Annotated in this window: 23 protein-coding genes and 1 pseudogene; 16 read left to right on the forward strand and 8 right to left on the reverse strand. The window is 71.5% G+C overall.

Annotated features, from left to right (window positions below; genetic code table 11):
* Window positions 1-173 precede the first annotated feature (173 nt).
* The 9 genes and pseudogenes from OG866_RS34495 to OG866_RS34535 all read left to right on the forward strand — a co-directional run bounded on the left by OG866_RS34495 (window position 174) and on the right by OG866_RS34535 (window position 10,042).
* The gene (locus OG866_RS34495; RefSeq protein WP_329340866.1) at window positions 174-1,031 is read left to right on the forward strand and encodes an amino acid ABC transporter permease; all 858 of its coding nucleotides are present in this window, start codon (window positions 174-176) and stop codon (window positions 1,029-1,031) included.
* A complete protein-coding gene (locus OG866_RS34500) occupies window positions 1,028-2,803 on the forward strand; it encodes an FAD/NAD(P)-binding protein (RefSeq protein ID WP_329340868.1) in 1,776 nt (591 codons plus the stop codon). Before OG866_RS34495 ends, OG866_RS34500 begins: the two co-directional genes overlap by 4 nt.
* An 84-nt stretch (window positions 2,804-2,887) precedes the next feature.
* Complete coding sequence (locus OG866_RS34505) at window positions 2,888-3,649, forward strand: amino acid ABC transporter ATP-binding protein (RefSeq protein WP_329340869.1); 762 nt, start codon at window positions 2,888-2,890, stop codon at window positions 3,647-3,649.
* Entirely contained in the window at window positions 3,649-4,698 is a 1,050-nt protein-coding gene (locus OG866_RS34510; protein ID WP_329340871.1) for an LLM class flavin-dependent oxidoreductase, read from the forward strand. The genes OG866_RS34505 and OG866_RS34510 overlap by 1 nt, the downstream gene beginning before the upstream one ends.
* Entirely contained in the window at window positions 4,695-5,987 is a 1,293-nt protein-coding gene (locus OG866_RS34515) for an NtaA/DmoA family FMN-dependent monooxygenase (RefSeq protein WP_329340873.1), read from the forward strand. Before OG866_RS34510 ends, OG866_RS34515 begins: the two co-directional genes overlap by 4 nt.
* A gap of 7 nt (window positions 5,988-5,994) precedes the next feature.
* Window positions 5,995-6,588: pseudogene (locus OG866_RS34520) on the forward strand (DUF1684 domain-containing protein); the annotation flags it as partial.
* 211 nt (window positions 6,589-6,799) lie between these two features.
* Entirely contained in the window at window positions 6,800-7,702 is a 903-nt protein-coding gene (locus tag OG866_RS34525) for a S1 family peptidase (protein WP_329340875.1), read from the forward strand.
* A gap of 151 nt (window positions 7,703-7,853) precedes the next feature.
* Window positions 7,854-8,726: a slipin family protein gene (locus OG866_RS34530; RefSeq protein ID WP_329344427.1), complete on the forward strand. Its 873-nt coding sequence runs from the start codon at window positions 7,854-7,856 to the stop codon at window positions 8,724-8,726.
* Window positions 8,727-8,959: 233 nt separating this feature from the next.
* Window positions 8,960-10,042 (forward strand): S1 family peptidase, encoded by a 1,083-nt coding sequence (locus OG866_RS34535; RefSeq protein ID WP_329340878.1) that lies wholly within the window; start codon window positions 8,960-8,962, stop codon window positions 10,040-10,042.
* Window positions 10,043-10,167: 125 nt separating this feature from the next.
* Here OG866_RS34535 and OG866_RS34540 read toward each other — a convergent pair whose 3' ends face one another.
* On the reverse strand, window positions 10,168-11,217 hold the full coding sequence (locus tag OG866_RS34540; RefSeq protein ID WP_329340880.1) for a DUF3533 domain-containing protein: 1,050 nt from the start codon (window positions 11,215-11,217) through the stop codon (window positions 10,168-10,170).
* A 133-nt stretch (window positions 11,218-11,350) separates the two neighbouring features.
* Here OG866_RS34540 and OG866_RS34545 point away from each other — a divergent pair, with 133 nt between their 5' ends.
* Together OG866_RS34545 and OG866_RS34550 are read left to right on the forward strand one after the other, a co-directional pair.
* A complete protein-coding gene (locus OG866_RS34545; protein WP_329340882.1) occupies window positions 11,351-14,761 on the forward strand; it encodes a DNA polymerase III subunit alpha in 3,411 nt (1,136 codons plus the stop codon).
* A complete protein-coding gene (locus tag OG866_RS34550) occupies window positions 14,758-15,726 on the forward strand; it encodes a DNA polymerase Y family protein (RefSeq protein ID WP_329340883.1) in 969 nt (322 codons plus the stop codon). The genes OG866_RS34545 and OG866_RS34550 overlap by 4 nt, the downstream gene beginning before the upstream one ends.
* An 18-nt stretch (window positions 15,727-15,744) precedes the next feature.
* Here OG866_RS34550 and OG866_RS34555 read toward each other — a convergent pair whose 3' ends face one another.
* Window positions 15,745-16,119, reverse strand: coding sequence for a cupin domain-containing protein (locus tag OG866_RS34555; RefSeq protein WP_329340884.1), 375 nt, complete (start codon window positions 16,117-16,119; stop codon window positions 15,745-15,747).
* 104 nt (window positions 16,120-16,223) lie between these two features.
* On the opposite strand from OG866_RS34555, the gene OG866_RS34560 reads away from it, so the two are divergent.
* Complete coding sequence (locus OG866_RS34560) at window positions 16,224-16,667, forward strand: MarR family winged helix-turn-helix transcriptional regulator (RefSeq protein WP_329340885.1); 444 nt, start codon at window positions 16,224-16,226, stop codon at window positions 16,665-16,667.
* Window positions 16,668-16,839: 172 nt separating this feature from the next.
* Entirely contained in the window at window positions 16,840-17,700 is an 861-nt protein-coding gene (locus tag OG866_RS34565; RefSeq protein ID WP_329340887.1) for an esterase/lipase family protein, read from the forward strand.
* 70 nt (window positions 17,701-17,770) lie between these two features.
* On the opposite strand, the gene OG866_RS34570 is transcribed toward OG866_RS34565, so the two are convergent.
* The gene (locus OG866_RS34570; RefSeq protein ID WP_329340888.1) at window positions 17,771-18,748 is read right to left on the reverse strand and encodes a lytic polysaccharide monooxygenase auxiliary activity family 9 protein; all 978 of its coding nucleotides are present in this window, start codon (window positions 18,746-18,748) and stop codon (window positions 17,771-17,773) included.
* A 140-nt stretch (window positions 18,749-18,888) separates the two neighbouring features.
* On the opposite strand from OG866_RS34570, the gene OG866_RS34575 reads away from it, so the two are divergent.
* Window positions 18,889-19,338 (forward strand): GNAT family N-acetyltransferase, encoded by a 450-nt coding sequence (locus OG866_RS34575; protein ID WP_329340889.1) that lies wholly within the window; start codon window positions 18,889-18,891, stop codon window positions 19,336-19,338.
* Window positions 19,339-19,348: 10 nt separating this feature from the next.
* Here OG866_RS34575 and OG866_RS34580 read toward each other — a convergent pair whose 3' ends face one another.
* Window positions 19,349-19,483: a hypothetical protein gene (locus tag OG866_RS34580; protein ID WP_020139373.1), complete on the reverse strand. Its 135-nt coding sequence runs from the start codon at window positions 19,481-19,483 to the stop codon at window positions 19,349-19,351.
* Between the two features lie 173 nt (window positions 19,484-19,656).
* On the opposite strand from OG866_RS34580, the gene OG866_RS34585 reads away from it, so the two are divergent.
* Window positions 19,657-20,283 carry a class I SAM-dependent methyltransferase gene (locus tag OG866_RS34585; protein ID WP_329340894.1) on the forward strand — a complete coding sequence of 209 codons (627 nt, stop codon included), beginning with the start codon at window positions 19,657-19,659 and terminating at the stop codon, window positions 20,281-20,283.
* Here OG866_RS34585 and OG866_RS34590 read toward each other — a convergent pair.
* Both OG866_RS34590 and OG866_RS34595 read right to left on the reverse strand, forming a co-directional pair.
* On the reverse strand, window positions 20,280-20,783 hold the full coding sequence (locus tag OG866_RS34590) for a DUF402 domain-containing protein (RefSeq protein WP_329340896.1): 504 nt from the start codon (window positions 20,781-20,783) through the stop codon (window positions 20,280-20,282). The genes OG866_RS34585 and OG866_RS34590 overlap by 4 nt on opposite strands.
* Entirely contained in the window at window positions 20,764-21,693 is a 930-nt protein-coding gene (locus tag OG866_RS34595; RefSeq protein ID WP_329340898.1) for a GNAT family N-acetyltransferase, read from the reverse strand. Before OG866_RS34595 ends, OG866_RS34590 begins: the two co-directional genes overlap by 20 nt.
* 72 nt (window positions 21,694-21,765) lie before the next feature.
* On the opposite strand from OG866_RS34595, the gene OG866_RS34600 reads away from it, so the two are divergent.
* Entirely contained in the window at window positions 21,766-22,134 is a 369-nt protein-coding gene (locus OG866_RS34600; RefSeq protein WP_329340901.1) for a GntR family transcriptional regulator, read from the forward strand.
* 3 nt (window positions 22,135-22,137) lie between these two features.
* Here the strand turns inward: OG866_RS34600 and OG866_RS34605 are convergent, their stop codons facing one another.
* Window positions 22,138-22,860: a DUF72 domain-containing protein gene (locus tag OG866_RS34605; protein ID WP_329340903.1), complete on the reverse strand. Its 723-nt coding sequence runs from the start codon at window positions 22,858-22,860 to the stop codon at window positions 22,138-22,140.
* 16 nt (window positions 22,861-22,876) lie between these two features.
* Complete coding sequence (locus OG866_RS34610) at window positions 22,877-23,971, reverse strand: DUF5925 domain-containing protein (RefSeq protein WP_329340904.1); 1,095 nt, start codon at window positions 23,969-23,971, stop codon at window positions 22,877-22,879.
* Between the last annotated feature and the right edge of the window lie 15 nt (window positions 23,972-23,986).

A 23,986-nucleotide genomic window follows, 5' to 3' on the forward strand; every position in this document is an offset into this window, starting at 1 on the left:
ATGCATGGGCCAAGTGGAACAGGCATCCGGTGGTGCGTCAACTGACCTGAGACGTACGGCTCACAGTGTGGACAGCCTTGACAGCGAGGGGAAATGGCCCCGTAGTCTCGAAAGGCGGCCCTGCTGAGGGGCTCGGCCGTATGTGAAGGCGTCTGTCCACACGGAGCTTTCGCATGTCCTCCGACACCCTCGCCAAAGCCCCCGCCGCCCCGGACCTACCCGAGGACGCGGGTTCCCTGCGGATCGTCCCGCAGCGCCGACCCGGTCAGTGGGCCGCCGCCGTCGCCGTCCTGGTGCTGCTCGCTCTCGCCGTCAACTCGGTCCTGCGCAACGACGCGTTCCAATGGGACGTCGTCGCCGACTACTTCACCTCGCGGTCCGTGCTGCGCGGCCTGTGGCTCACCCTCTGGCTGACCGCCGTGGTCATGGTGCTCGGCTTCGCCCTCGGCACCCTGCTCGCCGCGGCCAGACTGTCCGCCAACCCCGTGCTGAGAAGCGTCAGTTGGGGGTACGTCTGGCTGTTCCGGTCGATCCCGATCCTGGTGCAGCTGCTGCTGTGGTTCAACATCGGGGCGCTGTACCCGCAGATCCTCGGCGTGAAGACCGTCGATCTGCTCGGCCCTGTCACCGTCGCCGTCATCGGGCTCACCCTGCACGAGGCCGCCTATGCCGCCGAGGTGGTGCGCGGCGGCATCCTCTCCGTCGACCGGGGGCAGATCGAGGCCGCGCAGGCGCTCGGGCTGGGCCGGGTGCGTCGCTGGTGGCGGATCGTGCTCCCGCAGGCGATGCGCTCCATCGTGCCGCCCGCCGGGAACATGCTGATCGGCACCCTGAAGGGCACCTCCATCGTCAGCGTCATCGCCGTACAGGACCTGCTCTACTCGGTGCAGCTCGTCTACCACCGCACCTACGAGGTCATCCCGCTGCTGATGGTGGCCACCGTCTGGTACACCGTCGTCACCTCGGTGCTCAGCGTCGGCCAGTACTACCTGGAGCGGTACTACGCGCGCGGCTCGGAGACGGCGCGATGAGCCGGGGCACGCTGGTGATCGTCGGGGCCGGGCCGCGGGGGACCGGTCTGATCGAGCGGATCGCCGCCAACGCGCCCGAGCTGTACGCCGGTTCGGGCCTGTCCGACGAAGGCTTCGACATTCATTTGGTGGACCCGCACCCGCCCGGCGCCGGCCGCATCTGGCGGGAGGCCCAGTCGCCGCTGCTGTGGATGAACTCGCACGCCGAGGACGTCACCATGTTCACCGACGAGACGGTGACCATGGAGGGCCCTGTGCGCCCCGGGCCCACCCTGCACGAGTGGGCCGGCATCGACGGCGCCACCTTCGCCGACCGGCAGCTCCAGGGCTCCTATCTGCGCTGGGTGCACGAGCGGGCGGTGGCGGACCTGCCGGACGGCATCCGCGTCCACCACCACCCACGGCGCGCCCTGCGGATCAGCGGTCCGCGCGAGGGACGTCAGCAGGTGTGGCTGGAGGGCCGCCCACGCCCGCTGCTCGCCGACCTGGTCGTGCTCGCCCTCGGCCATCTGGACGCCGAACTGGATGATGAACAGGGTGAGTTGGCGGCCTACGCCGATGCGCACGGGCTCGTCCACCTCCCGCCCGACTTCACCGCCGACAGCGACCTGTCCGCGCTGGCACCCGGCGAGCCGGTCCTCGTCCGGGGCTTCGGGCTGGCCTTCGTCGACCTGATGGTGCTGCTCACCGAGGGGCGCGGCGGACACTACGAGGGGGACACCTATGTGCCCTCGGGGCGGGAGCCGGTGCTGTACGTCGGGTCGCGGCGCGGAGTGCCGTACCACTCGAAGATCGGGTACGAGTGGACCGGCGAACGCCCGCCGCTGCCCCGGTTCTTCGGTCCTGCCGAGGTGGATCAACTGCTCGCGCTCCCTGGCGGGTTCGACTTCCGGCGGGACGTGTGGCCGCTGGTGGAGAAGGAACTGGGGTTCGCCCACTACCACCGGCTCTTCGATGTCCACCCCGAACGGACCTCTGTCGCCTGGGCGGACTTCGAGGAGAAGTACACGGCGGCCGAAGGCGAGGCGGAGATCCGGGCGCTGGTGGCGTCCGCCGTGCCCGATCCCGCCGACCGGCTGGACCTGGCGGCGCTCGACCGGCCCCTGGAGGGGATGCGGTACGGGTCGTACGAGGAGTTCCAGGTAGGGCTTCGGGGGTATGTGGAGCGGGATCTGAGCCGACGTCATGATCCGTCGTACAGTCCGGACTTGGCGGTCTTTCTCGGGCTGCTCTCCGTCTACGGGCAGCTGATCCGGCTCGGCGGTGTCCCGTCCTGGTGGCACGGCTTCTTCAGTTATCTGGCCTCCGGGCCGCCCGGGCCCCGGCTGCGGCAGCTGCTCGCCCTCTCGCGGGCCGGTGTCCTGAAGTTCGTGGGCGCCGACATGAGTGTCACCGCCGAGGACGGGGTGTTCCGGGCGGCGAGCGCGACCGTGCCGGGAGCCTTCGTCGAGGCGCGGGCGCTGGTCGAGGCGCGGCTGCCGGAGCCCACCGTCGGGCGGGCCCGGGACACGCTGCTGCGTGAGCTGTACGCCGACGGGGCCGCCGAGACGCCCGACGGGCTGCTCCGGGTCGACCCCGCCGACGGGCGGATCCTCGACCGGAACGGCCGGCCGCATCCCCGGCGCTTCGCCCTCGGCCCCTACACCGACGGCCGTACCCCCGGCGCCTTCACCCGGCCCCGCACCGGCGGACCCGCGTTCCGGCAGAACGACGCGACCGCGCGGGCGGCACTGCTGTTCCTGGGGGCGCAGGCCGGGCGGGCGGCGGCGTGACAGTGGCCGTTCGGCGGCTTGGAAGCGGCCGTTTTCGGCGGCCTGGCACCCCCCTCACCACTACTTCTGCGAGGAACCCCACCCATGACCGTCATGGTCGACATCAGGTCCGTCCACAAGAGCTTCGGCTCCCTGGAAGTGCTCAAGGGCATCGACCTCACCGTGCGCGCCGGCGAGGTCACCGTGATCCTCGGTCCGTCCGGCTCCGGCAAGTCGACGCTGCTGCGCACCATCAACCACCTGGAGAAGGTGGACGGCGGCGCGATCAGCGTGGACGGGGCGCTGATCGGCTACCGGCGCTCGGGCGACCGGCTGTACGAGCTGCCCGAGCGCGAGGTGCTCCGGCAGCGCACTCACATCGGCTTCGTCTTCCAGAACTTCAACCTCTTCCCGCACCTCACCGTGCTGGACAACGTCATCGAAGCGCCCGTCTCCGCGCTGAAGCGCCCCCGCAAGGAGGCCGTCGCGAGCGCGCGCAAGCTGCTCGACCGGGTCGGGCTCGCCGAGAAGGCCGACGCCTACCCCCGTCAGCTCTCCGGCGGACAGCAGCAGCGGGTCGCCATCGCGCGGGCGCTCGCGCTGGAGCCGAAGCTGCTGCTGTTCGACGAGCCGACGTCCGCGCTCGACCCGGAGCTGGTCGGTGAAGTCCTCGACGTCATCAAGGACCTGGCCCATCAGGGCACGACGATGATCGTCGTCACGCACGAGATCGGGTTCGCCCGGGAGGTCGCCGACACGGTGGTGTTCATGGACGACGGACGGATCGTCGAACAGGGCCCGCCGGGCGAGGTACTGGACAACCCGCGGCACGACCGCACGCGGGCCTTCCTCTCGAAGGTGCTGTGATGCTGCATCTCTCCGCCGCCGTCGACCAGCCGTCCGTGTACGACGCCGCCTCCTACGTCGACCTGGCCCGCCTCGCCGAGCACGGCGTCCTCGACTTCGTGACGCTGGACGACACCTTCGCCCGCCCCGGCCCCGACGCCCTGTCCGTGCTGTCGCGGGCCGCCCCCGCCACCAGCCGCGTCGGCCTCGTCCCGACCGTCACCACCACACACACCGAGCCCTTCCACGTCCAGGCCGCCGTCGCCACCCTCGACTGGGTCAGCCGGGGCCGGGCGGGCTGGCGGCTCGATGTCTCCACGACCGAGGGCGAGGCCCGGCTCTTCGGTCGCCGGCACGCCGCCCCCGCCGAGGAGCTGTGGCGGGAGGCCGGTGAAGTGGCCGACGTGGCCGCGCGGTTGTGGGACAGCTGGGAGGACGACGCCGAGATCCGGGACGTGCAGACCGGCCGCTTCATCGACCGGGACAAGCTGCACCACGTCGACTTCGAGGGCTCGGGCTTCTCGGTCAGGGGCCCCTCGATCGTGCCCCGGCCCCCGCAGGGTCACCCCGTCCGGGTCGTCGACGCCACCGAGGGGCACGCCCGGCGCACCGCCGCACGGTACGCCGACGTGGCGCTGGTGCGGGTGGCGAACGCCGCACAGGCCGGTGCCGTACGCGACCAACTCCGCAAGGACGCCGCCCGGTTCGGCCGGAACCCCGATGAGCTGCGGGTGCTTGTGAGCCTCCTCGCCGACCTCGGCGACGGGGAGCACGCGGCCGAGCCGGGCCACGGCGGAGGCGGCCCCCGGCAGACCGCGCAGGGCCCGCTGTACCGGGGCGGCCCCGTCGACCTCGCCGAGCTGATCGCCTCCTGGCACGCGGCCGGTGCCGTGGACGGTTTCCACCTCACGCCCGCCGCACCCCGCCGTGACCTGGAACGCCTGGTCAACGGCACGGTTCCGCTGCTCCAGCACCGGGGCCTGTTCCGCACCTTCTATCCGGGCAGCACGCTCCGGGAGCACCTGGGTCTCGCCCGGCCCGCCAACCAGTACGCGGGGGACGCCTCATGAAGAAGCAGATCCATCTGGCCGCCCACTTCCCGGGCGTCAACAACACCACCGTATGGGCCGATCCGCGGTCGAGGTCCCAGATCGAGTTCTCCTCCTTCGAGCATCTCGCCCGCACCGCCGAGCGCGGGCTGTTCGACTTCTTCTTCCTCGCGGAAGGGTTGCGGCTGCGCGAACACAAGGGCCGGGTCCATGACTTGGACGTGGTCGGGCGGCCGGAGTCCCTCACCGTGCTGAACGCGCTCGCCGCCGTCACCGAACGGCTGGGGCTCGCCGCGACGGTCAACGCGACCTTCAACGAGCCGTACGAACTGGCCCGCAGACTGGCCACCCTCGACCATCTCAGCGGGGGCCGGGCCGCCTGGAACGTGGTGACCTCCTCCGACGCCTTCACCGGCGAGAACTTCCGGCGCGGCGGCTTCCTCGACCCGGCCGAGCGGTATACGCGGGCCGCCGAATTCGTCGCCACGGCACGGGAGTTGTGGGACTCCTGGACGCCGGACGGCGTGTCCCGCCCGTTCGCGCACCGGGGGCGGCACTTCGACATCGCGGGCGAGTTCACCGTGCCGCGCTCGCCGCAGGGGCATCCGGTCGTCATCCAGGCCGGGGACTCCGACGAGGGGCGGGAGTTCGCGGCGGCCACCGCCGACGTGATCTTCACGCGGCAGAGTTCGCTGGAGGCGGGGAAGGCCTTCTACGCCGATGTGAAGAGGCGGCTCGCCAAGTACGGCCGCGCGCACGACGATCTGAAGATCCTGCCCGGCGTCTCCGTCGTCCTCGGCGACAGCGCCGCCGACGCGCGTGAGAAGGCCGCCGAGATCAGGCGGCAGCAGACCTCTCCGCAGAACGCGATCCTCACGCTGGAGCAGATCTGGGGCACCGACCTCTCCGCGTACGACCCGGACGGACCGCTGCCCGACATCGATCCGGTGCCGGAACCGACGCTCACCCAGGGGCGGACCCGGCGCGGTGACACCGTGGCGATCGCCGAGAAGTGGCGGGCGCTCGCGCAGGAGAAGGGGCTGTCGATCCGGGAGACCGTGATCGAGGCGGGCGGCCGGCAGGCCTTCGTCGGCACCCCGCAGGCCATCGCCGCCGAACTCGACGCGTTCGTGCAGGCCGACGCCGCCGACGGCTTCATCCTCGTACCGCATCTCACCCCCGGCGGACTCGACGAGTTCGTGGACCGGGTGGTGCCGCTGCTCCAGGAGCGCGGGGTCTTCCGCACGGAATACGAGGGCACCACCCTGCGCTCCCACCTCGGGCTCACGGAACCGTCGGGGAAAGGCTGATCAAGGGGGCATGTACTGGCCGGAGGACCATCCGGACGGCCGGCTCCCGGGCATCCCGGGGAACTGGCGGATCGACGGCGACGCGGTGCTGGTCACGGCCGACGGGACCGACGGGCTGACCCTGGACGGGCGGCCGGTGAGCAGTGAGACGCGGCTCGGCACGGACGGGGGCACCTCGTGTTCGGCGAGCGGCAGTTGGTGGTGCTGGTCCGCGAAGGGGCCTGGGGCGTACGGGACTTCGCCCCCGCCCCGAGGCGCGCCGCGCCTTCCGGGGCATCGAGGCCACGCCGTACGATCCGCGCTGGTCGGTGCCGGGGCGCTTCACCCCGTACGGCGAACACCGCACCGCACGCTCCTGGTGACGGTCGAGGCGGACGGCATTCTGTGGGCTGTTTTCGGCGATACGGCGAGTGGGACGAGCAGGTTCCGTTTCCGGTTTCTGCGGCCCGCCGCATCGGACGGCGAGGGGCGGACGGCGGTCGACTTCAGCCGGGTGCTGCTGCCGCCCCGTGCCTTCGCCGACCACTTCATCTGCCTCTTCCCGCCGCCCGGCAACACCCTGGACGCAGCCGTCGAGGCGGGGGAGTGGAACCTCGGCTGAGCGATGGCCAACTCTTGGCCAGGTCATGGGTGGTTCAAAGGTTGACGGCCGAAAGGCGCCCTTGCGTCTACCGGTCGTTCGGCCGAATACTCCCCCTCAGCGCTTGTCAGGGGCACGGCTTGTTCGGAATCCGGACATTCGGGGCCCCTGGCTGCGCCTCACGGGCCCCGACCCCACGCGGGCCCCCGACCTCCCTGGGAGGGAACGAAAAGTGAGGATCAAGCGCACCACCCCCCGCAGCGGCATCACGAGACGGACCCGGCTGATCGCCGTCTCCACCGGACTCGTGGCCGCCGCCGCGATCGCGATCCCCAACGCGAGCGCCTCGGACGTCTCCACGTTCAGCACCGCACAGCTCAAGAGCGCCAACAACTCGGTGCTCAAGGCCGATATCCCGGGCACCGCCTGGGCGGTCGACAGCAAGACCAACCGCGTCGTCGTCACCGTCGACAGCACGGTCTCCAAGGCGGAGATCGCCAAGATCAAGCGGCAGGCCGGCGCCAACGCCGGTGCGCTGACGATCAAGAAGACCGCGGGCACGTTCCAGAAGCTGATCTCCGGCGGCGACGCCATCTATGCGAGTAGCTGGCGCTGCTCGCTCGGCTTCAACGTCCAGGACAGCAGCGGCAACTACTACTTCCTGACCGCCGGTCACTGCACCGACGGCGCGGGCACCTGGTGGTCGAACTCGTCCCACTCGACCACGCTCGGCACCACCGCGGGCTCCAGCTTCCCGACCAACGACTACGGCATCGTGCGCTACACGAACACCTCGGTCACCAAGTCGGGTGCCGTGGGCAGCCAGGACATCGCCAGTGCCGCCACGCCTTCCGTCGGTACCACGGTGTACCGTCGCGGCTCCACCACGGGCACGCACAGCGGCCGGGTCACCGCCCTCAACGCGACCGTCAACTACGGCGGCGGCGACATCGTCTACGGCATGATCCAGACCACGGTCTGCGCCGAGCCCGGCGACTCCGGCGGCCCGCTGTACGGCGGCACCGTCGCCTACGGTCTGACCTCCGGAGGCAGTGGCAACTGCACCTCCGGCGGCACGACGTTCTTCCAGCCGGTCACCGAGGCGCTGAGCGCGTACGGAGTCCACGTCTACTAGACACCGGACCCCGGCCGGCAGTCACCCAGCGTTCACGAGCCCCCGTACGCGACTCGCGTGCGGGGGCTCCCCCTTGGCCGTACGACGGAGTTACCTTCGTAGTGCAGGCAGTACTCCCTGTGGACGCCCACGTCGGACCCTGGGGGCCGTGATGGTCGAGGAGCTGGTGGCGGCCGGAGTGACGCTGGCGTCCGCCGGGGTGGTGTACGCGATAGCCGCGGCGCGGGTCGTCAAGCAGTACGAACGGGGCGTGGTGTTCCGCCTCGGAAAGCTCCGGCCGGATGTGCGCGGGCCCGGGTTCACCATGATCGTCCCGGGGGTCGACAAGCTCCGTAAGGTCAACATGCAGATCGTGACCATGCCGGTGCCCGCGCAGGAGGGGATCACCCGGGACAACGTCACGGTGCGGGTCGACGCCGTCGTCTACTTCAAGGTGACCGCGCCGGCCGAGGCGATCGTGCGGGTCGAGGACTACCGGTTCGCCGTCTCGCAGATGGCGCAGACCTCGCTCAGGTCCATCATCGGCAAGAGCGAGCTGGACGATCTGCTCGCCGACCGCGAGAAGCTCAACCAGGGGCTGGAGCTGATGATCGACAGCCCGGCCGTGGAGTGGGGCGTGACGATCGACCGGGTCGAGATCAAGGACGTCTCCCTGCCCGAGACCATGAAGCGCTCCATGGCCCGGCAGGCCGAGGCCGACCGGGAGCGGCGGGCCCGGGTCATCAACGCCGACGCGGAGCTCCAGGCGTCGAAGAAGCTCGCCGAGGCCGCCAAGGAGATGTCCGAGCAGCCGGCGGCCCTCCAACTGCGGCTGCTCCAGACGGTGGTGGCGGTGGCGGCCGAGAAGAACTCCACGCTGGTGTTGCCGTTCCCGGTGGAGCTGCTGCGGTTCCTGGAGAAGGCGCAGCAGGGGGTGGCGGTGCCCCCGCCGCCACCGGTCGCGCAACCGGTGCAGGAGCAACTCCCGGCTCCCCAGCCTCGTTTGGATCCGGACCCGGAGGGGTCGAATTCCGGACAGGACTAGACCTCACGGGCTGGTGAGGAGTTACTCGCTCGTAGTGTTTGCAGTGTGAATTCCCCTGGTCTGACTGTTCGCGGTCAAGGCTAGGGGGGCGTGCAATCGCGTTCTACGCGCGTCCGGAAGTCAACCTTGTGCACTGCCTGTGGAGTTCGGAAGAGTAGGCGCTCGTCAACCAGCCTTCCGGCCCACGAGGTCCCCACAACCGACCGGGCCGACCCCCCACAGGAGGACGCGAGTTGAAGCACCGACGCATACCCAGGCGGCGGGCCGCCGCGGCAGGTGCGGGCATCGCCGCACTGGTCGCCGCGGGAGTCACCTTCCAGACTGCGAACGCCAGTGAGTCCGCGAACAGCCCCGAGCCGAAGGTCCTTTCGGTCCTCGCGGCCGGAAACCTCGCCTCGACGCTCGACAAGGAGCTCGGCGCCGACGCGGCGGGAACGTACTACGACGCGAAGAGCAAGGCGCTCGTCGTCAACGTCCTCGACGAGACAGCTGCCTCGGTCGTCGAGGAGGCAGGCGCGAAGGCCCGGGTCGTGGAGAACTCCCTCGCCGAGCTCAGAGGCGCCCGTACGACCCTCAAGGACGACGCGACCATCCCGGGCACGTCCTGGGCGACCGACCCGACCACCAACAAGGTCGTCGTCACCGCCGACCGCACGGTCTCCGACGCCGAGTGGGCCAAGCTCACGAAGGTCGTCGACGGGCTCGGGGCGACAGCGGAACTCCAGCGCACGAAGGGGGAGTTCAAGCCCTTCATCGCCGGTGGCGACGCCATCACCGGCGGCAGCGGGCGGTGCTCGCTCGGGTTCAACGTGACCAAGGGCGGCGAGCCGTACTTCCTCACCGCCGGGCACTGCACGGAGGCGATCTCGACCTGGGCGGACTCCAGCGGTACGCAGATCGGCACCAACGAGTCGTCCAGCTTCCCGGACAACGACTTCGGGCTGGTCAAGTACACCGCGGACGTCGACCACCCGAGCGAGGTGGACCTCTACAACGGGTCCGCGCAGGCGATCAGCGGGGCGGCCGAGGCGACGGTCGGGATGAAGGTCACCCGGAGCGGGTCGACCACGCAGGTTCATGACGGGACCGTCACCGGGCTGGACGCCACCGTGAACTACGGCAACGGGGACATCGTCAACGGGCTGATCCAGACCGATGTGTGCGCGGAGCCGGGGGACAGTGGCGGGTCGCTGTTCTCGGGGAGCAACGCGATCGGGCTGACGTCGGGGGGTAGCGGTGACTGCACCTCCGGTGGGGAGACGTTCTTCCAGCCGGTGACGGAGGCTCTGTCGGCCACCGGTACGTCTATCGGCTGACCGTGCGCTGTGGTGCGGGTGGTTTGTTCTCCCGCCCGCACCGCCCGTGCACCTTTCGTCGTCGAGTGCGGGTGGCCCCTGTGGGGGTCGCCCGCCGTCGGCGGCTGCGGGCCGGTCAAGGCCTGCTACGGCGCCTGGGTCGGCAGGGGTTCGTCTTCTCGCCGTGCACGGAACACCGACGCCCCCAGCGTGATCGCGATGCCGGCCGCCGCCCATGCCGACAGGACCAGCAGGGCGCCGGTCGTGTCGTTGCCCTTGAAGTACGCGATCGAGCGGGCCGCCCAGGTGCCCGCGCCCGGCGGCAGTGCCGGGCCGATCGCCTTCCAGAACGGCGGCAGCATCGGCAGCGGGAAGGCGCCGCCCGCGCTCGGGTTGCCGGCGATCACCACGAGCAGGATCGCCAGGCCGATGCCGACCACCCCGAACATGCCCTGGAGGGCCAGGGTCGCCGCCCCCACCGCGAAGGTGACCAGCGCGCCGAGCCCCCAGAAGGCCATGACGCTGCCGGGCAGCGCGTCCAGGATCGGTCCCACGATCACCGCGCCGCCGAGCCCGCCGACGATCGACACCAGTGCCATCACGACCAGCCGGATCACCGCGCGGCGCGGGTTGGCGGGCCGGGCGCCGGTGCTGATCGCCAGGATCGAGGCGGTCAGATAGCCGCCGACGCACCAGCCGACCACGACATAGAACGACGAGAGGCCGTCGAAGTCGGTGGCGGAGGCCGGGGCCACGTCCACCGTCCGGATGCTCCGCTGCTGGGAGGCCTCCAGGGCGGTGAGGTACTTCTCCAGGGTGGTGGCGAGGACGGTGCCGCCGCCGCTCGCGACCAGAAGCGTGTCCTTCGCCCCGGTGGCATTGATGATCAGCGCTCCGTCGATGTCCCGGTTCATGATCTGCTTCCGGGCCGTCGCCGCGTCGGTCACCGTGCGCGGGTCCAGGGGTGAGCCGGGCAGCTGATCCAGCCGGGTCACCGCCTGCTGGGCGGCGGCCCGCGGCGCCACCACCCCGAAGGGCACGTCCTTCGGCCTCGGATCGTGCAGGGCCCCCACATAGGAGGCGATGAACAGCAGCTGGAGGGCGAGCGCACCGAGGACGAGCAGTGTGGCCCGTGGCGTGACCGCGTCCTTCACCTCGGCGAGAAAACCGCCGTTCTGGGTGCTGTTCTGTGTCATGTCCCCACAGTCCGAGGTGGCGGGCGTTTCCGCAGGTGGGAGGCGGCCGAACGGTTGTCGTACACGGGTTCGATTTTTGGTCTATGGTGGGGGTGAGGCAGTTGGGAACTGATGTTCGAAAATGGAGGCGCGGGTGTCAGGGTTCACGCATCTGCACACCGTCTCCGGGTTCTCCCTGCGCTACGGCGCCTCCCACCCGGAGCGGCTCGCCGAGCGTGCCGCCGAGCGGGGTATGGACGCCCTCGCCCTCACCGACCGCGACACCCTCGCGGGCACGGTCCGCTTCGCCAAGGCCTGCGCCAAGGCGGGGGTGCGGCCGCTGTTCGGCGCCGAACTGGCCGTCGAGGAGTACGAGCCCGTACGACAGGAGCACCGTCGCGCCCCCGTCCGCGGCGGCGCCTTCATCGACGAGTCGACACCCCGCGTCACCTTCCTCGCCCGGGACGGTGCCCGCGGCTGGGCCGACCTGTGCCGCTTGGTGACCACCGTCCACACCGCCCCCGACACCCCCCTGCTGTCCTGGGCCGAGAACCACGGCGACGGCCTGACCGTCCTGCTCGGCCCCGACTCCGACGTCGGCCGCGCCCTCGCCGCCGGCCGCCCCGACCGGGCCGCCCGGCTCCTCGCCCCCTGGCGGGAGCGGTACGGCGACGCCCTGCGCCTGGAGACCGTCTGGCACGGCCGCAAGGGCACCGGGCCCGGCTCCCTGCGGCTGGCCGCCCGCACCGTCGGCTTCGCCGCCGAGCAGCGCGTACGTCCCGTGCTCGGCAACGCCGTCCGGTACGCCGACCCCGGGCAGGGCCCGGTCGCCGACGTCCTGGACGCCGCCCGCCGGCTCGTCCCCGTGGGCGCAGGCAAGGAGCTGGACTCCGGCGAGGCCTGGCTCAAGGACGCGCCCGCCATGCTGGCGGCGGCCGAGCGGATCGTGGAGGCCGCGGGGTTCAGGCGCGACACCGCGCACCGGCTCCTCGACCAGACCCGGGCGACGGCCGCCGAGTGCCTGGTCGACCCCGAGGACGACCTCGGCATCGGCACCGTCCACTTCCCCGAACCGCACCTCGTCGGCGCCGACCGCCGCACCGCCCAGCGCACCCTCGCCTCGCGGGCGGCGGCCGGGATGGTGCGGAAGGGCTACGCCGGCCGGTACGCCTACTGGGAGCGGATGCATCAGGAGCTGGACATCATCGCCCACCACGGCTTCGCCTCCTACTTCCTGACGGTCGCTCAAGTGGTGGACGACGTACGGGAGATGGGCATCCGGGTGGCCGCGCGCGGCTCCGGAGCGGGGTCCCTCGTCAACCACCTCCTCGGGATCGCCCACGCCGACCCGGTCGAGCACGGGCTGCTGATGGAGCGGTTCCTGTCCAAACGGCGGCTGGTGCTGCCCGACATCGACATCGACGTGGAGTCCGCGCGGCGCCTGGAGGTCTACCGCGCGATCATCGGCCGGTTCGGCACCGAGCGGGTCGCGACGGTCGCGATGCCCGAGACGTACCGGGTACGGCACGCGGTCCGGGACGTGGGCGCGGCCCTGTCCATGGACCCCGCCGACATCGACCGCATCGCCAAGTCCTTCCCGCACATCCGGGCCCGTGACGCCCGCGCGGCACTGGAGGAGCTGCCCGAACTCCGTTCTCTGGCAGGGGAGAAGGACAGATACGGGCGGCTGTGGGAGCTGGTCGAGGCCCTCGACGCCCTCCCGCGCGGCGTCGCCATGCACCCGTGCGGGGTGCTCCTCTCCGACGCCTCCCTGCTGAGCCGTACGCCGGTCATGCCGACCAGCGGCGAGGGCTTTCCCATGTCGCAGTTCGACAAGGACGACGTCGAGGACCTCGGGCTGCTCAAGCTCGATGTGCTCGGCGTGCGGATGCAGTCGGCGATGGCGCACGCGGTCGCGGAGGTGGCGCGGGCGACGGGGGAGAGGGTCGACATCGACGCGATCGCCCCCGGGGACCCGGCGACGTATCAACTCATCCGGTCCACCGAGACGTTGGGCTGCTTCCAGATCGAGTCGCCGGGTCAGCGGGACCTGGTGGGCAGGCTCCAGCCGGCCACCTTCCACGACCTCGTCGTCGACATCTCCCTCTTCCGGCCCGGTCCGGTCGCCGCCGACATGGTGCGGCCGTTCATCGAGGCACGGCACGGACGGGCGCCCGTCAGGTATCCGCACCCGGATCTGGCGGAGCCGCTGAAGGGGACGTACGGGGTCGTCGTCTTCCACGAGCAGATCATCGACATCGTCGACATCATGACCGGCTGCGGACGCGGCGAGGCGGACCGGGTACGGCGCGGGCTGTCCGACCCGGAGTCGCAGGGACGGATCCGGTTCTGGTTCGCGCAGCACGCGGCGGCCCGGGGCTATGACGCGGAAACGATTCAGCGGACCTGGGAGATCATCGAGGCCTTCGGCTCGTACGGCTTCTGCAAGGCGCACGCCGTCGCCTTCGCCGTCCCCACCTATCAGTCGGCGTGGCTGAAGGCGCATCACCCGGCCGCCTTCTATGCCGGGCTGCTCACGCACGACCCCGGGATGTATCCGAAGCGGCTGCTGCTGGCGGACGCGCGGCGGCGCGGGGTGCCGATCCTGCCGTTGGACGTGAACCGGTCGGCGGTCGCTCACCGGATCGAACTGGTGTCTGATTCGGGGTTGTGGGGGCTCCGGCTGGCGCTCTCCGACGTGCACGGCATCAGTGAGGCCGAGGCGGCACGGATCGCGGACGGGCAGCCGTACGCCTCGCTCCTCGACTTCTGGGAGCGGGCGCGCCCGAGCAGGCCGCTGGCCGGGCGGCTCGCGCAGGTCGGGGCGTTGGACGCCTTCGGCGCCAACCGGCGTGATCTGCAACTGCACCTGACCGAGCTGCACCGGGGCGCCCGGGGCGGCGGCGGGGGCCAACTCCCGCTGGCCGGCGGGCGGAAGACCGCGTCCGCCGGACTGCCCGACCTCTCCTCCGCCGAGAAGCTCAGCGCCGAGCTGGGCGTGCTGTCCATGGACGCCTCGCGCAACCTCATGGACGACCACCGGGAGTTCCTGGGCGAGCTGGGCGTGATCGACGCGCGCCGGCTGCGGGAGGCGCGGCACGGGGAGACGGTCCTCGTCGCCGGTGCCAAGGCGGCCACCCAGACGCCGCCGATCCGGTCCGGCAAGCGGGTCATCTTCTCCACCCTGGACGACGGCACCGGCCTGGTCGACCTCGCCTTCTTCGACGACTCCCACGACGCCTGCGCCCACACCGTCTTCCACTCCTGGCTGCTGCTGGTGCGCGGCACGGTGCAGCGACGCGGCCCGCGCAGCCTCAGCGTGGTGGGCACCGCCGCCTGGAACCTCGCCGAACTCGTCGAACTCCGCGCCGAGCGGGGCCTCGACGCGGTGGCGGCACGGCTGGCGGAGCCCGTGCCGGAAGCCACCGGGGATTCCACCGGCGGCCGGCGCATCCAGATGCCGACGGGATACGAACTGCATCCGTGGGCCGATCTGCGACCTGCGGGTCAAGAGCCTTCACAGGCAAGGAAGTTGTGGCACCAGAGCCCGGGGAGTGCGGGATGACCATCCTCTGCGTACGTTTCCAGCTGCCGCCGGCGCACGAGGCGGCCCTGCCGGGGCTGCTCGGCCTGCTCGAGGACTTCACGCCCGTCGTGGAGGCGCTGCCACCGGACGGGGCGCTGGCCGATCTGCGGGGCGCCGAACGGTACTTCGGGCGCGACGCCGTCGAGCTGGCCTCGGTGATCCGGGTCCGCGCCCTCGCCCACCACGGCGTCGACTGCGCGATCGGTGCCGGTCCCGGCCCGATGCTGGCCCGCATGGCGCTGCGGGACGCCCGGCCCGGGGTGACCCGCGCGGTGACCGAGGGGGAGGTGGCCGACTTCCTCGCCGGGAAGCCGGTGGCCGCGCTCCCCGGCGTGGGCACGGCCACCGCCCGCACCCTGTGCGAGTACGGCCTCGACACCCTCGGCCGGGTCGCCGCCGCCCCCCTGTCCACGCTCCAGCGCCTGGTCGGCGCGAAGGCGGGCCGCGAACTGCACGAGAAGGCGGGCGGTGTCGACCGCGGCCGGGTGGTCCCGAACGCCGTGTCGAGGTCCCTGGCCACCGAACGCCCCTTCGACCGCGACGAGTTGGACCCCGACCGGCACCGCCGCGCTCTGCTCGCCGCCGCCGGTGAACTGGGCGCCCGGCTCCGCGCCGTCGACAAGGTCTGCGGCACCCTGACCCTCACCGTGCGCTACGCCGACCGCTCCTCGACGACCCGCACCCGCACCCTGAAGGAGCCCACCGCCCACTCGGCCGCGCTGACCAGGACGGCCTACGAGATGTACGAGGCGCTCGGCCTCCAGCGCGCCCGGGTCCGCGCCATCGCCCTGCGCGCCGAGGCGCTCGGCCCCGCCGAACAGGCCTCCCATCAGCTCACCTTCGACCCCGTCGACGAGAAGCTGCGCCGTATCGAGGAGGTCGCGGACCGGGCGCGGGCCAAGTTCGGGCCGCACGCGGTGATGCCGGGGACGCTGGCGGCGTAACGCCCCTTTCTCCTGGGCTCAGTTGGCCCACGGCGGGGTGATGACCGTGCCGTCGGCCATCGTCGCCGACAGGCCGATGGACGTGGTGACCCAGGTGACAGCGGTCTCGTCGGTCGGGTTCTCGACGCTCAGCGTCGCGCCGGGGTTGACGATCACCGTGTCGCCCGGGGTGAGCCGGTGGGTGTCGCCGTCGAGGGTGATCAGGAGTGCGCCGGCGAGGAGGTGGAGGATCTCCTCACGGTTCACCGTGTGCGCGGGCGCCTTGGTCCCCGCCGGGATCTCACCGCGCCAGGCGCACAGCTCCTTGCTGCCGGTGAGGGGAGTGGCGTACGAGACGAACCGGGCGCCGTGGATCTCGTGGGTGACGGCTGCGGACGGGTGGATGACTGGCATGAGTACCCCCGGAGTGGACGATCGGAAGATGGTCAAGCAACTTGACTATGTGCTCCTATGGTCAAGCTGATTGACCAATTCGTCAAGGGTGTTTCAATGCGGGGGTGCAGAACTCCGAAGCCCTCGCCCTGACCGCCGTCCTGCTCGCCGCCGCGGGTGAGCTGACGCAGCGCATCAATGACGGTGTCGTCGCGCGCGGGTTCGACGCGCGGCCCGCCTACGGGTTCGCGTTCACCCGGCTCTCCGCGGGCGGCGCCACGGCCACCGAGCTCGCCGCGCACCTCGGGGTGACCAAGCAGGCCGCCAGTCAGCTCGTCGACGACCTGGTGCGCAAGGGGTATGCGGAGCGGCGGGCGCATCCCGGGGACGCGCGGGCCCGGCTCGTCGTGCTGACCGAGCGGGGCTGGGCGTGCACGCGGGCCGCCGAGGAGGCCGCCGCGGACGCCGTCCGGCCGTGGGTCGAACTGCTCGGTGAGGGTGAAGTGCGGGCGTTGCGTGATCAATTGGCGCGTATCGCGCCCTATGGTCCGATCAGGCCCGCCTGGTGACGGTTCCTCTGTAGTCCCGCTCGTCTCCGGCTAGCGCTGGAAGTTTTTACTGGCGCGTAACTTCACAACTGCACTACCCGTCCGTAACTTGACGAGTGAACAGCATCCTCGTGATCCGGATCACAGGGCGTAAGGCCATCGCAACTCCCTTGAGCCGCAAGGAGATCACCCGATGCTGCCCTGGAAACGACTGCTCAGACCCCTGACCGCGCTGCTGCTGACCGCCACGGTCGCCGTCGTCCCCGCCACCGCCGCCCACGCCGCCGACGCCCCCCACTCCGGCTGGAACGACTTCTCCTGCAAGCCCTCCACCACCCATCCCCGCCCCGTCGTCCTGGTGCACGGCACCCTCGGCAACTCCGTCGACAACTGGCTCGGCCTCGCGCCCTACCTGGAGAACCGCGACTACTGCGTCTACTCCCTCGACTACGGCCAACTCCCCGGCGTCCCCGTCTTCAACGGCCTCGGCCCCGTCGACAAGTCGGCCCAGCAGCTCTCCGCCTTCGTCGACAAGGTGCTCGCCGCGACCGGCGCCGCCGAGACCGATGTCGTCGGCCACTCGCAGGGCGGCATGATGCCCCGCTACTACCTCAAGTTCCTCGGCGGAGCCGCCAAGGTGAACGCCCTCGTCGGCATCGCGCCCAGCAACCACGGCACCACCCTCAACGGCCTCACCCACCTGCTGCCGTACTTCCCCGGCGCCGCCGACCTGCTCTCCACCAGCACCCCCGCCCTCGCCGACCAGGTCGCCGGCTCCCCCCTCCTCACCAAGCTCAACGAGGGCGGCGACACCGTCCCCGGCGTCACGTACACGGTCCTCGCCACGAAGTACGACGAGGTCGTGACGCCCTACCGGAGCCAGTTCCTCAGCGGCACCGGCGTCCGCAACGTCGTCCTCCAGGACCTGTGCCCGCTCGATCTCTCCGAGCACGTGGCGATCGGCCTGTTCAGCCTGATCGCCTTCCACGAGGTGGCCAACGCGCTCGACCCGGCGCACGCCACACCGACGACCTGCGCCTCGGTCCTCGGATAACGCACGGCCGGGGTCTGTCCGACCTGAGCCGCCGGACAGACCCCGCCCCCCGTAGTGGCCGCGACAGGCCCTAACGGCCGTGCCCGCCACCGCTCACCGCACGCCGCCGCACCGACCCGAAGAGGATCGCCGCGCCGGCCGCGAGGACGGCCGCGCCGCCCATCGCGACATACGCCGTGCCGCTGTCGCCGCCCGTCTCGGCGAGGTCCTCCGTGGCGCCGGCCGCCTTCACATCGGTGACCGGGCTCGACTCCGGAGCCGTGGCCGGCTCGGCCGAGGTGGACGCGTCCTGGTCGCCGTGCCCGCCGTGCTCGACGGTGGACCGGTCGGCGCCGTCCTCGATCTGCTCCTCGGAGGGGGCGGAGGCGCTGGGAGCGGGCGACGCGGTGCTGCCCGAACCGGAACCGCTGCCGCCGCCGTATGTCACGTCCGAGCAGGAGTAGAACGCCTCCGGGCTGTCCGAGCGCTGCCAGACCGCGTACAGCAACTGGGCGCCGGAGCGCTCCGGGAGGGTGCCGGAGAACGTGTAGTAGCCGTTCGCCGCGACCGGGTCGGTGGCCGTCGCCACCGGGTGGGCCAGGTCCAGGTCGTCCCAGGCGAGCGGCTGCGTCGGGTCGTACCCCTGCTTGGTGACGTACACCTTGAACGTGCCCTTGTGCGGGGCCGTCACGCGGTACTTGAAGGTGTACGACCCGCTGCTCACGCTCGTCGCCGGCCAGTCGGCGCGGGCCAGGTCGAGGCCCTTGAACTCGTCGGCGTTCGCGCTGCACAGCCTGCCGTCCGGGATGAGGGTCTGGTGCTGTCCGGCCGCGTCGCCGATGCGGACGCCGTTCCAGTCGTAGAGCGCCTGGGTGCCGCCCGCCGCGACCGCGGCCTCGCAGGCGTCCGACTTCGGGCTCTCGGGGCCCTCCGCGTAGCACTGGGCGACCCGGCTCACCGGATCGCCGAGCGTGCCGTGCGCCGACGCGGGCGCCGCGGCGAGCGCGGTGAGGGCGAGCGGGGTCAGGCCGAGCGCGGTGACAGTGGCGGCCGTGCGGCGTGCGGGCATGGCGGAACTCCTCGGAAGCGGTACTGACGGGTGCCGGATCCAAGAAACCGTGAAATCCCGTGCTCGGGGCGGTCGGGAACGATCTTTATGGCCCTCTTAAGGGACTGCTGAGACGGAGATCAGGTAGGTAGCGTGCGCGCATGACCAACGAGGACATACGGCTCGCCGGCCCGGCCGACGTGCCGCGCGTGAAGGCTGTCACCGACGCCGCCTACCACCACTACATCGAGCGCATCGGTGTGGTGCCCCAGCCCATGGAACGGGACCACGCGGCGGCCGTGGCGGCGGGGCAGGTGTTCGTCACGGGCGATCCCGTCACCGGTCTGGTGGTGGTCGAGGAGCGCGCGGACCATCTGTACCTGGACAACATCGCCGTCCACCCCGACGCCCAGGGAACGGGCGTGGGAGGACGGCTGTTGCGGTTCGTGGACGCACACGCGCGTGCGCTGGGCCTCACCGAGGTGAGGCTCCACACGAACGCGCTGATGTGGGAGAACCAGAAGATCTATCCGAAGTACGGCTACGAGGTCGTGGAACGGAGAGTGGACGGGCCCTATGACCGCGTCCACTACCGCAAGCGACTGGGCTGAGCCCGCGCCGTCACCCGTCCGGCCACCAGGTGCGTGCGATGTCCTTTCGCACCTCCGGGCGTCCTGCGGGGCGCTCCTCGGCCTCCTCGCGGATCCGACGGGCGTCCGTCCTCTTCAGGGGCTTCTGCACGGTTGTCCGGCGCATGACTGCCTCCTTCAAGGCCTACCGAGTTCCGCGTTCTCACGGAGGTAGACCCTTTCGGGGAGAGTTCCTCATCGACGGCGATCTGTCAGTGGCGGTCATCACGATTTCGACTGACTTTCGAGCCGGCTTCCAGCGCCGTCTGATTGTCAGTGGCGGATGCCAGTCTGGTGACCATGACCGATCACAGTGGATTCGAAGCCGACGCGGGCGCGGACGGCGTGGATTGGAATGCGGGGGCCGCCTCCTTCGACGAGGAGCCGGACCACGGCCTGCGCGACCCGCGGGTGCGGGCCGCCTGGGCCGCGCGGCTGCGCTCCTGGCTGCCCGGCCGGGCCTGTGACGTACTCGACCTCGGCTGCGGCACCGGCAGCCTGTCGCTCCTCGCGGCCGAACAGGGACATCGCGTCACCGGCGTCGACAGCGCCCCGGCGATGGTGGACCTCGCCCGCGCGAAACTCGCCGGACGTGACGCCGCGTTCCTCGTCGGTGACGCGGCGGCACCGCCGGTGGGGGAGCAGCGCTTCGACGTCGTCCTCGTACGGCACGTGCTGTGGGCGCTCCCCGACCCCGGCCGGGCCCTGCGCCACTGGCGTGAGCTGCTGCGCCCAGGAGGCCGACTGGTCCTCGTCGAGGGCGTCTGGGGGACGGTCAGCCCGGTCGGGATACCCGCCGCCCGCCTCACCGCCCTCGTCGAACCGCTCGCCGGGCAGGTGCGCGTGGAGCGGCTGTCCGACGATCCGGTGCTGTGGGGGAGAGCGGTGGAGGACGAGCGGTACGCCGTGGTGGCCACGGCGGCCTAGGAGAGGAGTGCGGTGAGGCCCTCTCGGGTGCGGGCCCGCTGCTCCAACTCGTCGAGGGCGGCCACGGCGGCCGTCGCCGCCTCGGGGTCCCGCTCCGCGAGACCGCTCTCGGCGAACTCGTCCTCGTCCAGGCGCAGTACGTCGGTGCCGTCGGCGGACCGCCACAGGTCGAGGTCGAGATCCTCCACGACCAGCTCGGCACCGTCGAGCACGGCCGGGCGGGTCACGTCGCAGTACCAGCCCTTGAGCGTGCCGTCGCCGGCGCGGACCTCCTTCACCGCGTACCAGCGGTCCCGCCAGTAGTGCTCCGTGAACACGTCCCCGGGTTCGAAGCGGACGAAGCCGAAGTCACGGACGCCGTCGCCCGCCCAGGCGGCACGGACGGTGAGGTGGTTGCCGTCGTCGGCGACGAGCTCGCTCCGGTAACGGATCTTCGTACGGCCCGCCTTGACCAGGACGACCTCCAACTCGCCGGCCCTCTCAGCCGAGTTCACGGACATACCGCACCTCCGTCGCGGCCACCTCGTAGCCGAACCACTTGTTGATCGCGATCATCGGGCCGTTGCCCGCGTCGTTGCCGGTGAACGCCTCCGTGAAACCGGCCGCGCGGGCGCGGTGCAGGGAGTCGTTCTTGGCGAGCTTGGCGAGACCCCGGCCGCGGAAGTCGCGGGCCGTGCCGGTCATCGCGGTGCCGTAGCGGATGCCGCCATCGGTGCGGGCCAGGCTGAACGCGGCCAGGCGGCCCTCGACGACGGCGACCGAGGTCAGCTCATGGCTGATCAGCGGGTGGTGCCAGGTCTCCCGCAGCCAGGCCTCGTAATCGGTGAACTCGTTGTCGACATCGCTCGGTTCGTCCGCCACCGTCGCCGCGTCCAGGGCGAACAGCGGGCGCGGGTCGTCGGCGAAGTCGGCGCCCGTGCGCAGTTCGACGCCGGGCGGCGGCGTTTCGAGCGGGGGCAGTGCGGCGCCCGCGAGGTCCAGGCGGAGGAAGTGCGCGGAGCGGCTCGCGCGGTAGCCGTGGGCTTCGGCGAAGGCGCGGTTGGCCGGTTCGTTCAGCACCCAGGCGTACAGCTTCGTCGCGCCGTGGGCCGCCAGGTACTCCTCGGCAGCGCGGATCAGCGCGGTGCCGGCACCGCGACGCGTCCGCTCCGGGTGCACGTACACGTTGACGTAGCCCTGACCGGGCTCAGGGCTGTCGTACACGAGGCCGACCTGTGCCGTGCCGATCACCTCGCCGTCCTCCTCCGCCACGAGGGGGCGGTAGTGGGCCTCGGTGTGCATATGGGCGATGTCGTAGGCCAGGGAGTCCGGGGTGTAGATCACGAAGGGGAGGGCGCGGTCGCGGACCTGGACGAAGTCCTTCAGGTCGGCTCGGGCTTCGGGGTGCAGGTTGCGCACGGTGATTGCCATATGGCCGGAGACTAGGACGGCGAGTCCTGCGGCTGCCTCCCATTTTCCGGCCGGTGCGGAAGAATCGGGGGCGTGACCTTGAAGATCGACATCGACGACAGTGCGCCGCCGTACGAGCAGGTGCGGACGCAGATCTCCGAACAGGCGCGGTCGGGGGTGCTGCCGGTCGGGTACCGGCTGCCCACGGTGCGGGGGCTGGCGGAGTCGCTGGGGCTCGCCGCGAACACCGTCGCCAAGGCGTACCGGGCGCTGGAGAGCGACGGGGTGATCGAGACGCGGGGGCGCAACGGCACGTTCGTGGCGGCGGCGGGTTCCGCGGCGGAACGGGAGCTGGCGTCGGCGGCACAGGCGTACGTCGAGCGGGCCCGGCGGCTGGGCGTGGAGCGGGACGCCGCGCTGGCCGCCGTAGGGGACGCCCTGCGGGCCGCCTACGGCGGCTGAGTCTCACCGCAGCAGGCTCTCGAAGGTTCTCGCGTTCTCCACCGCCGCCGCGTTCGGGTCGTTGTTGAAGTACGCGTAGACGTCGTCGTCGGCGGGCCAGGTGGCGTCGATCCGGGCCGCCCAGGTCTCCAGGGAGCGTCTGCCGTATCGCGGCCAGTCCTTCGCCCGGCCCTCGTGGAAGCGGACGTAGCCCCAGTTCGTCGTCCGCCACAGGGGCGTGACCGGGTGCGCGCGGACGTCGGCCCAGCACAGGGCGGCGGAGCGGGACTCCAGGACCTCGCGGACCTCCGGCGTCCACCAGGACTCGTGCCGCGGTTCGACGGCCACCCGCGTCCCCGGGGGGAAGCAGGCGAGGCAGGCGTCCAGGAGTTCCGCGTCGGCCCTCAGGGTCGGCGGGAGCTGGAGGAGGACCGGGCCCAGACGGGCGCCCAGGCCCTCGGCGTGGGTCATCAGCCGGTGGACCGGCTCCTCGGGGTCCTTCAGACGCTTGATGTGGGTGAGGTACCGGCTCGCCTTCACCGCGACCACGAAGTCCGCAGGCACCCGCTCCCGCCACGACTCGAAGTTCTCCCGGGACGGCAGCCGGTAGAAGGCGTTGTTGATCTCGACCGTCGGGAAGTGCGCGGCGTACTCCTCCAGCCAGCGCCGCATCGGGCAGCCGGCCGGGTAGAGGGCGCCGCGCCAGTCCTTGTACTGCCAGCCCGACGTACCCACGTACCGGGTCATACCTCCATGGAACCACTCACAGATAGAGCCCCGCGTCCGCCCCGTCCCGCGGCTCCGGCAGCGCGGTCGGGGAGGTGCCCCGGCGCAGCGCGTACAGCTCCGCGAGGGTGGAGCCCTCGCGGCCGACCCCCTCCTCCGTGCCCAGCCAGCCCACCGCCTCCCGGCGGGTCAGGCGGCCCACCTCGATACGGGCCAGACAGCGGCCGGGGCGGACCACCGCCGGATGGAGCCGCTCCAGATCCTCGTTGGTCGTGACACCCACCAGGACGTTGCGCCCCTGGCCCAGCAGGCCGTCGGTGAGGTTCAGCAGCCTCGACAGCGCCTGGCCCGCGGTGTGCTTGGCCTCGCCGCGGATCAGTTCGTCGCAGTCCTCCAGGAGCAGCAGCCGCCAGCGGCCCTTGCCCGACGAGTCGTCCTCGCCGATCGCGATGTCCATCAGATAGCCGACGTCGGAGAAGAGCCGCTCGGGGTCGAGCACGCAGTCCACCTGGCACCAGTCCCGCCAGGAGCGGGCCAGCGTGCGCAGCGCCGAGGTCTTGCCGGTGCCCGGCGGGCCGTGCAGGAGGAGCAGCCGGCCCGCGATGTCCTCCGGGGTCGTCTTCATCAGCTTGGTCATCGCGTCCGCGACCGGTGCCGTGTAGTTGGCCCGGACCTCGTCCCAGGTGCCCGCGGAGATCTGCCGGGTGGTGCGGTGCGGGCCGCGGCGCGGGGAGACGTACCAGAACCCCATCGTCACGTTCTCCGGCTGGGGTTCGGGCTCGTCGGCCGCGCCGTCCGTCGCCTCGCCCAGCACCTTCTCGGCCAGCTCGGCGCTGGTCGCCGTCACGGTGACGTCGGCGCCGCGGCTCCAGCGGGAGACCAGCAGGGTCCAGCCGTCGCCCTCCGCGAGCGTCGCGCTGCGGTCGTCGTCGCGGGCGATGCGCAACACCCGGGCGCCGTCCGGCAGCAGGGACGCGCCGGACCGGACGCGGTCGATGTTGGCCGCGTGCGAGTACGGCTGCTCGCCCGTCGCGAAGCGGCCGAGGAACAGCGCGTCGACGACGTCGGACGGTGAGTCGCTGTCGTCGACGTTGAGCCGGATCGGCAGAGCGTCGTGTGGGTTCGCAGACATGCCGCCATGATCCGG

It is taken from the genome of Streptomyces sp. NBC_00663, assembly GCF_036226885.1.
In the GTDB taxonomy this organism is placed as follows: domain Bacteria; phylum Actinomycetota; class Actinomycetes; order Streptomycetales; family Streptomycetaceae; genus Streptomyces.